The following is a 7,082-nucleotide window of genomic DNA, read 5'->3' as shown; positions in this document are numbered from 1 at the left end:
CCGCTCTCGCGTTTCCCTTTCCGGCGCTTCCGACTCTATCAGAACCTTTTCGGCCCGATCCCCGGTCGGCGGGGTTTGTCTTTAGGCCTCGCGACCTTTCGACATTCACTACGTTAACCGATTCCCTGCCCGGTTTATAATCGGGCTCCGCGGATTCCAATTCAGGCATGCGAACACACCGGAATCGACCCCGCTGGAGGGGTGCTCGGTAGGTAGTGGTTTGGCCGCTCCGGCTGCTGACGTTCGCAGTACCCGGTTCAGCGGCTCGGAATACATTACGCACCTCGGGAGGACACGTCAACTTCGACGGCGGCGTGGCATGTGGGCCCGGTAGGGGCTCACCGTCGGGTCGTTGGCGACCCAGAACCGCCACGGGTGGGCGTTCCCGTCACCGCCGTCACCGGCCACCCCGGTGCGCGGGCCGTTGCGTACCTGGTGAGAGGGGGCCGGGGTGCCGGTCAGTACGCGCAGAGGTGTGTCGCCGGGAGCGCAGGCGTCGGTGCCGTCCAGGGCGCGGTCCACGTCCAGGGCGGTGGCCAGGCGGGCCGGACCTTTGGCCAGTTCCTTGTCGTGACGGGCCGAGAGTCGACGGGTGCGGGCCAGCTCGGCGCCCTCGATGATCTCGCCGGCGCGCAGCAGCACGGCGCTCGCCGTGCCCTCGGGTCCGCACACCAGGTTCATGCAGTGCCACATGCCATAGGTGAAGTAGACGTACACGTGTCCGGGTGGACCGAACATCACGTCGTTGCGGGGCGTGCGGCCGCGGTAGGCGTGGGATCCGGGGTCGTTCGGGCCGTCGTAGGCCTCGACCTCGGTCAGGCGCAGCGCGATCGGACCGTCCGGGGTGGCGCGTACGAGGATGCGGCCGAGGAGGTCGGGGGCCACGTCCAGCACGGGCCGGTCGAAGAACGTCCGGGGCAGGGGCGTACGGTCGGGGGTCGCGATCATGCCGTCCGAGGGTAGTGCAGAGGGGTGGGCGCGGTGAGGTGGCCGGGGGACGCCCGTCTTGCCAGGGTGGAGCCCGGAACCGGCTACGGCCGGATCGCGTTCGTAGTGATCAGAGACGTAGTGACGAAGACGTAGTGATCGAGGGAGAGACATGGCGTTCAAGAAGCTGCTCGCGAGCCTGGGGGCCGGTGGGGCTTCGGTCGAGACGGAGCTGACCGAGGTCAACGTCGTGCCGGGCGGCGTGGTCCAGGGTGAGGTACGGATCCAGGGCGGGTCGGTGAACCAGCGGATCGAGGCGCTGTCGGTCGGGTTGCAGGCCAAGGTCGAGGTCGAGGGCCAGGACACCGAGTACAAGCAGGACGTCGAGTTCACGAAGGTGCGCCTCGGCGGTGCCTTCGAGTTGCAGGCGAACGCCGTGCACGCGGTGCCGTTCGGGCTGGACATCCCGTGGGAGACGCCGATCACCATGATCGACGGTCAGTCGCTGCGCGGGATGCACATCGGGGTGACCACGGAGCTGGAGATCGCGCGCGCCGTGGACTCCGGCGACCTGGACCCGATCAACGTGCACCCGCTGCCCGCGCAGAAGGCGATCCTGGACGCCTTCATCCAGCTGGGCTTCCGCTTCAAGAACGCGGACATGGAGCGCGGTCACATCCGGGGGACGCGTCAGCGGCTGCCGTTCTACCAGGAGATCGAGTTCCTGCCGCCGCAGCAGTACCGGGGGCTGAACCAGGTCGAGTTGAGCTTCGTGGCCGACGAGCAGGCGATGGACGTCGTGCTGGAGATGGACAAGAAGCCGGGGCTGTTCAGCGAGGGCAGCGACACCTTCCGCTCGTTCCAGGTGGGGCTGCACGACTACCAGGGCACCGACTGGGTGGCCTACCTCAACCAGTGGCTGTCCGAAGTCGGCAGCAGGCGCAACTGGTTCTAGGCTCGGAAGTCACTGAACCATCCGATCAGGAGGTACCGAGGTGACCGAGCTCAAGAGGCGGCCGCTCCCCCACGACTTCCATCCGCCCGTGCCGTCGTTCACGGTCACGAGCGAGGACGTGCAGGGGGGTGCGACCCTCAAGGACGCTCAGGTCCACGCGGCCGGCAACACCTCACCGCATCTGCGGTGGGACGGTTTCCCGGCCGAGACCAGGAGTTTCGCCGTGACGTGCTACGACCCGGACGCCCCGACGGGCAGCGGGTTCTGGCACTGGGTCGTGTTCGACATCCCGGTCTCGGTGACCGAGCTGCCGGCGGGCGCGGGCAGCGGGAAGTTCGAGGGGCTGCCGGAGGGCGCGGTGCACGCGCGCAACGACTACGGCACGAAGGACTTCGGCGGTGCCGCGCCGCCGCCCGGGGACGGACCGCACCGCTATGTGTTCACGGTGTACGCCGTGGACCAGGAGAAGCTCGGGCCGGACGCGGACGCCAGTCCGGCCGTCGTGGGCTTCAATCTGCGGTTCCACACGCTGGGCCGGGCCCAGCTCATCGGTGAGTACGAGGTGCCTGCCGAAGCCTGACGTTCACGGAACGTTCGCCCGCCTCTGGTCCGGGAGTGACCGGAGGCGGGCATTTTTGTGGCCGAGGGGCCCACGAGGTCGTACCTCGTGGGGCAGCGGATATTGCGTTGTCCATCTCGGCGTGCACGGCCAGAGTTGATCCCAGCCCGCCACGGGGTGGGCCGGTGCACACGGGAGGTGGGCTGGTATGCGGGACACGCTGGTACTGAACGCGAGCTTCGAGCCGCTGTCGACGGTGACGCTGAACCGAGCCGTCGTTCTGGTGCTCCAGGACAAGGCCGTCGTCGAGCAGGCCCACCCCGAACTGCGGATGCGGGGAGCCGCGGTGGACATCCCCGCGCCCCGGGTCATCAGGTTGTGCCGGTACGTGCGGGTGCCGTTCCGAAGACAAGCGCCGTGGTCGAGGCGGGGTGTGCTGGTGCGGGACCGGCACAGGTGCGCGTACTGCGGTCGCCGGGCGACGACCGTGGACCACGTGGTGCCGAGGTCCCAGGGGGGCCGGGACACCTGGCTGAACACGGTGGCCTCGTGCGCGGAGGACAACCACCGCAAGGCGAATCGGACGCCGGAGGAGGCGGGGATGCCGCTGCTTCGGGAGCCGTTCGAGCCGACGCCGGCGGACGCGATGCTCTTGGCCTTGGCGCAGGACGACTACGAGGCGTTGCCCGAGTGGTTGGCCTCGGCTGCGGCTTGAGCGGTGCGGCGGTTCGTCGGCGTCGGCTGGCGGTTGTCCGTGGCCGGCCGCGCAGTTCCCCGCGCCCTCGAAGGACGACGGCGCGGGGGCTGGCCGGCGTGCAGACGCACCCCTAGTCGATGCTCGGCTTCTCTCGGCGTTCCTGACCCGAGCCGGTGCCGTTGCCCGACGAGCCGGAACCCCCGGCCTGCGGGGCGAAGTTGCCCATGGCGCCGGAGAGGCCCTTGAGGGCGTCGCCGATCTCGCTGGGGACGATCCAGAGCTTGTTGGCGTCGCCCTCGGCGATCTTCGGCAGCATCTGGAGGTACTGGTAGCTGAGCAGCTTCTGGTCCGGGTCGCCGGCGTGGATGGCCTCGAAGACCGTACGGACGGCCTGGGCCTCGCCCTCGGCGCGCAGCGCGGCGGCCTTGGCCTCGCCCTCGGCGCGCAGGATCTGGGACTGCTTCTCGCCCTCGGCGCGCAGGATCTCGGACTGGCGGACACCTTCGGCCTGGAGGATCGCGGCGCGCTTGTCGCGGTCGGCGCGCATCTGCTTCTCCATGGAGTCCTGGATGGAGGTGGGCGGCTCGATCGCCTTCAGTTCGACGCGGTTGACGCGGATGCCCCACTTGCCGGTGGCCTCGTCGAGGACGCCGCGCAGGGCGGCGTTGATCTCCTCGCGGGAGGTCAGGGTGCGCTCCAGGTCCATGCCGCCGATGATGTTGCGCAGGGTGGTGACCGTCAGCTGCTCGATCGCCTGGATGTAGCTGGCGACTTCGTAGGTGGCGGCCCGCGCGTCGGTGACCTGGTAGTAGATGACCGTGTCGATGTTGACCACCAGGTTGTCCTGGGTGATCACCGGCTGCGGCGGGAACGGCACGACCTGTTCGCGCAGGTCGATGCGGTTGCGGATGGTGTCGATGAACGGGACCACGATGTTGAGGCCCGCGTTGAGCGTTCGTGTGTAACGGCCGAAGCGCTCCACGATGGCGGCGCTGGCCTGTGGGATGACCTGGATCGTCTTGATCAGGGCGATGAAGACCAACACCACCAGAATGATCAGGACGATGATGACCGGTTCCATCGTCGCTCCCCGTACCCTTCTCCGCCTCGGCGCGTTCGGCGGATCCGCTCTCGGCAGATCCTCTTGGTGCAGATCTTATGGTTGTTGAAGATCTTGCTGGTCGAGTCTGACAGACCGTCGCACGGCAGGTGCGGTGTTCGGCAACCTTGGCTTCGGAAGCGGTCACATGACGATCGCCGTGGCTCCCTCGATGTCCACCACGTCGACTTCCTCACCCGCTTCGAAGACGCGGCCGGTGTCGAGGGCGCGGGCGGACCAGACCTCCCCGGCGAGCTTGATGCGTCCGCCGGAGCGGTCGACGCGTTCCAGGACGACGGCCTGTCTGCCCTTCAACGCCTCGACGCCGGTGGCGAGTCCGGGCCGCTGGGTGCGGTGCCGGCGGGCGATGGGGCGGACCGCCGCGATGAGGGCGGTGGAGACCACGGCGAACACCACGACCTGCAAGACGGCGTCACCGCCGAAGAGACCGGCGGTCGCCGAGGCCGCGACGGCGCCCACCGCGAGCATGCCGAGTTCGGGCATCGCGGTGATGACGAGTCCGATGCCGAGCCCGGCCGCCGCGATCAACCACCACACCCACGCGTCGATTTCCACACGGTCATCGTAGGACCGCGAACCGTGCGCGGACAGGGCGCGATCCGGTTCGGGAGGCTTCTTGCCCGTGTCTTCGCGAGGACTTCACCGGCTCAGGACAGGGGCAGGCCCTGGGCGGTCCAGCGGTCGCCGACCTGCTCGACGACGAGCGGGAGGCCGAAGCAGAGGGAGAGGTTGCGGGAGGTGAGCTCCAGCTCCAGCGGGCCGGCGGCGAGGACCTTGCCCTGGCGGATCATGAGGACGTGGGTGAAGCCGGGCGCGATCTCCTCGACGTGGTGGGTGACCATGATCATCGAAGGGGCGATCGGGTCGCGGGCGAGGCGGCCGAGGCGGCGTACGAGGTCCTCGCGGCCGCCGAGGTCCAGGCCGGCGGCGGGTTCGTCGAGCAGGAGCAGCTCGGGGTCGGTCATCAGGGCGCGGGCGATGAGGGTGCGCTTGCGCTCGCCCTCGGAGAGGGTGCCGAACCTGCGCTCCAGGAAGTCGGACATGCCGAGGCGGTCGAGGAAGGCGCGGGCGCGCTGCTCGTCGATCTCGTCGTACTCCTCGTGCCAGCCGGCGGTCATGCCGTACGCGGCCGTCAGCACGGTCTGCAGGACGGTCTGGCGCTTGGGGAGCTTGTCGGCCATGGCGATGCCGGCCATGCCGATGCGGGGGCGCAGGTCGAAGACGTCGACCTTGCCGAGGGTGTCGCCGAGGATGGTGACGGTGCCCTTGCTGGGGAAGAGGTAGCTGGAGGCGACATTGAGGAGGGTGGTCTTGCCGGCGCCGTTCGGGCCGAGGATCACCCAGCGCTCGCCCTCCTTGACCGACCAGGAGACCTGGTCCACCAGAGCCCGGCCCTCGCGGACCACGGATACGTCCTGAAGCTCCAGAACATCGCTCATGAGCGCGTTGTCTCCCCTTGCAGTGTGGCCGGTCTCGGCTGTCGCGTACGCCTGTGGCTCGGGCGGCCGCGTCGTGGGCGCAGCCCACGACGAAATCTACGCCACCGGTCGACCGGTCCATTCCCTCGGCCCGGTACTTAGGGTGGGAGCATGCTCTCGGAACCGCGCTCTGGACGCCTTGCCGCTTGGGGAAACGCCCTACTTGCCGGACTTGTCTCACCGGACGACGCCGTCCTCGCCATCGTGGGCGAGGACGCCGTGCACCGGGTGGCGGGACTGCCGGGTGAGTCGGCGCCCGTCGGGCTCACGCTCGCGCTGGGGCGGCTCCGGGCGCTGGGCGTGACCGGGCTGCGGGTCGCGCTGCCGGCGCCGGGGCATCCGCTGGGGCTGAGCGGGCCGCCGGAGTTCAACGCGCGGGCGCTGGCGGCCGAGGAGGCGGTGGTCTGCCACGGGGGTGCGCTGGGGCTGGTGCCCGAGGTGCGCGAGGCCGGGCCGGACGGTGATGTGCACGTCGAGGTGGTGTGGCACTGCCTGCCGGTGCGGGAGGCAGTGCCCGCCGACGTGCCCTCGCTCGGGGAGGCGGAGCGGGAGCTGGCGGAGGCGCTGCGGGAGGCGACCGAGGTGCTGGCGCGGCTGGACGTGGCCGCGTCCGGGCCGGTGGCCGCGGCGGCGATCGACGCGTACCGGGCGCGGGCCGAGCGCGGGCGCGAGGTGCTGGCGCCGGGGTATCCGGGGCGGGCGGTGCGCGTGCTGGAGCTGGCGCAGCGGGTCGGGATGCTGATCTCGCTGGCGTACGAGAACGGGCACGGGGGTGCGGTGAGCGCCTCGGAGATGGCGGCCCGGGCGGGGGTGCTGCGACCGGTGGAGCGGACGGCCCGGCGGGCGCAGGTCGCGGCGTACAACTCCGTGGTGGAGGAGCGGGAGCGGCGCTGAGGCGCGGGGCGGGTCGTGGTGAGCTTCCTGGCCGGGCGGTGAGATGGGCAACGGCGTCCCCCCGCCGGTCGGTGGGGGCGGGGGGAGGCGAGGTCCCGTGGCCCGGCGGCATGGAGGGGGACGGCATCACACGGCCGGCCGGTGAGGGCGGGGGCGGCGTGCCGTGGCCGGCCGGTGGGGACGAAGACGGCGGCCCACGGCCGATCGGTTGAGACAGGTGGGGAAGGCAAGGCCCCACGCCCGGCGGCAGGGAGAAGACGGCCATACACGGCCGACCGGTGAGAGCGGGCGCGGCATGCCGTGGCCGGCCGGTGGAGACGAAGACGGCGGCCCACGGCCGATCGGTGAGACAGGTGGGGAAGGCAAGGCCCCACGCCCGGCGGCAGGGAGAAGACGGCCATACACGGCCGACCGGTGAGAGCGGGCGCGGCATGCCGTGGCCGGCCGGTGGA

Annotated in this window: 8 protein-coding genes; 4 read left to right on the top strand and 4 right to left on the bottom strand. The window is 70.4% G+C overall.

Going from position 1 to position 7,082, the window contains the following annotated elements; translation table 11 throughout:
• Nucleotides 1–297 precede the first annotated feature (297 nt).
• On the bottom strand, nt 298–948 hold the full coding sequence (locus ACFF45_RS25630; protein ID WP_381348811.1) for a DNA-3-methyladenine glycosylase: 651 nt from the start codon (nt 946–948) through the stop codon (nt 298–300).
• Nucleotides 949–1,099: 151 nt separating this feature from the next.
• Here ACFF45_RS25630 and ACFF45_RS25625 point away from each other — a divergent pair, with 151 nt between their 5' ends.
• The 3 genes from ACFF45_RS25625 to ACFF45_RS25615 all read left to right on the top strand — a co-directional run bounded on the left by ACFF45_RS25625 (nt 1,100) and on the right by ACFF45_RS25615 (nt 3,156).
• Nucleotides 1,100–1,882, top strand: a complete 783-nt coding sequence (locus ACFF45_RS25625) for a sporulation protein (RefSeq protein ID WP_381348810.1) — start codon at nt 1,100–1,102, stop codon at nt 1,880–1,882.
• Between the two features lie 40 nt (nt 1,883–1,922).
• Complete coding sequence (locus tag ACFF45_RS25620) at nt 1,923–2,462, top strand: YbhB/YbcL family Raf kinase inhibitor-like protein (protein ID WP_381348809.1); 540 nt, start codon at nt 1,923–1,925, stop codon at nt 2,460–2,462.
• A gap of 187 nt (nt 2,463–2,649) precedes the next feature.
• Nucleotides 2,650–3,156: an HNH endonuclease gene (locus ACFF45_RS25615; RefSeq protein WP_381348808.1), complete on the top strand. Its 507-nt coding sequence runs from the start codon at nt 2,650–2,652 to the stop codon at nt 3,154–3,156.
• A gap of 112 nt (nt 3,157–3,268) precedes the next feature.
• On the opposite strand, the gene ACFF45_RS25610 is transcribed toward ACFF45_RS25615, so the two are convergent.
• From ACFF45_RS25610 to ACFF45_RS25600, 3 genes are all read right to left on the bottom strand, one after another.
• Complete coding sequence (locus ACFF45_RS25610) at nt 3,269–4,219, bottom strand: SPFH domain-containing protein (RefSeq protein WP_381348807.1); 951 nt, start codon at nt 4,217–4,219, stop codon at nt 3,269–3,271.
• A gap of 162 nt (nt 4,220–4,381) precedes the next feature.
• Nucleotides 4,382–4,813 (bottom strand): NfeD family protein, encoded by a 432-nt coding sequence (locus ACFF45_RS25605; protein ID WP_381348806.1) that lies wholly within the window; start codon nt 4,811–4,813, stop codon nt 4,382–4,384.
• A 92-nt stretch (nt 4,814–4,905) separates the two neighbouring features.
• Nucleotides 4,906–5,697: an ABC transporter ATP-binding protein gene (locus ACFF45_RS25600; protein WP_381348805.1), complete on the bottom strand. Its 792-nt coding sequence runs from the start codon at nt 5,695–5,697 to the stop codon at nt 4,906–4,908.
• Between the two features lie 150 nt (nt 5,698–5,847).
• On the opposite strand from ACFF45_RS25600, the gene ACFF45_RS25595 reads away from it, so the two are divergent.
• Complete coding sequence (locus tag ACFF45_RS25595) at nt 5,848–6,630, top strand: Rv1486c family protein (RefSeq protein WP_381348804.1); 783 nt, start codon at nt 5,848–5,850, stop codon at nt 6,628–6,630.
• Nucleotides 6,631–7,082 lie beyond the last annotated feature (452 nt).

The organism is Streptomyces cinereospinus, assembly GCF_042430725.1.
GTDB lineage: Bacteria > Actinomycetota > Actinomycetes > Streptomycetales > Streptomycetaceae > Streptomyces > Streptomyces cinereospinus.
This window is presented reverse-complemented; position numbering and strand designations above follow the sequence as displayed.